1 protein-coding gene is annotated in these 1,144 nt (G+C 51.9%); it reads left to right on the top strand.

Annotated elements, in window-relative coordinates:
- Positions 1-1,144 (top strand): Ig-like domain-containing protein (locus PJ15_RS00005; protein ID WP_227504673.1); only part of this gene is annotated, 1,144 nt, incomplete at both ends.

A 1,144-nucleotide genomic window follows, 5' to 3' on the forward strand; every position in this document is an offset into this window, starting at 1 on the left:
CAACTATGTTGTAGATACCACTGCACCAGATACTACGGGTACCACACTGACTGTTGCACCAGTCACCACGGACAACACACTCAATGCCGCAGAATCAACTGGCACAGTGACTGTGACGGGTACCTTAACCGGTATCCCTGCGGATGCAGCAACCACGGTGGTGACACTCCTTATCAATGGTGTGACTTACACTGCAACTGTTGATGCAGCGACAGGCAACTGGACCGCAGATGTAGCAGGTAGTGACTTACTTGCAGATACCGATGCGACCATCGATGCGACAGCGACCTTCACCGATGCAGCAGGCAACAGCAGCACAGTCACCGACACACAAACTTATACCGTGGATGTGACTGCACCAGCAGCGCCAGAGATTGATCCAGTCAATGGTACCGATCCAATCACGGGTACCGCAGAACCAGGTTCAACGGTGACTGTAACCTTCCCGGATGGCACAACCGTTGATGTAGTGACTGATCCAACGACAGGCGAATGGACCGTACCAAACCCAGGTGGCTTGGTGGATGGTGATACCATCACGGCAATTGCCACAGATCCTGCAGGTAACCCATCTGTACCTGGTACAGAAACAGTGGATCTCACTCCACCAAATCCAGCAGGTGCAACCTTAACCATTGATGATGTGACTGCAGACAACGTGTTGAATGCCGCAGAATCAACGGGCACAGTGACTGTGACAGGTACCTTAACTGGTATCCCTGCAGATGCAGCAACCACGGTTGTTACACTCGTTATTAATGGCGTGACGTACACTGCAACTGTTGATGCAGCAGCGGGTACATGGACTGCAGATGTGGCAGGTAGTGACTTACTTGCAGATACCGATGCGATCATCGATGCCACAGCAACCTTCACCGATGCAGCAGGCAACAGCAGCACAGTGACTGATACTCAGGTCTATACAGTCGATACCACTGGCCCAGACAACAGCACCACCACGATTACCATTAACCCGATTGCAGGCGATGGCATTGTTGATTCAAGCGAAGCAGCAACAGACCAGACCATTAGCGGTACGGTTACCGGTGAATACAGCGTGGGTGATGTGGTCACAGTCAATGTCAATGGCGTGGACATCACCACGACCGTACAAACTGGTGGCTTATGGAGCGTTACAGTTGAT

The sequence above is a fragment of the Acinetobacter sp. neg1 genome (assembly GCF_000788125.1).
Classification (GTDB): domain Bacteria; phylum Pseudomonadota; class Gammaproteobacteria; order Pseudomonadales; family Moraxellaceae; genus Acinetobacter; species Acinetobacter vivianii.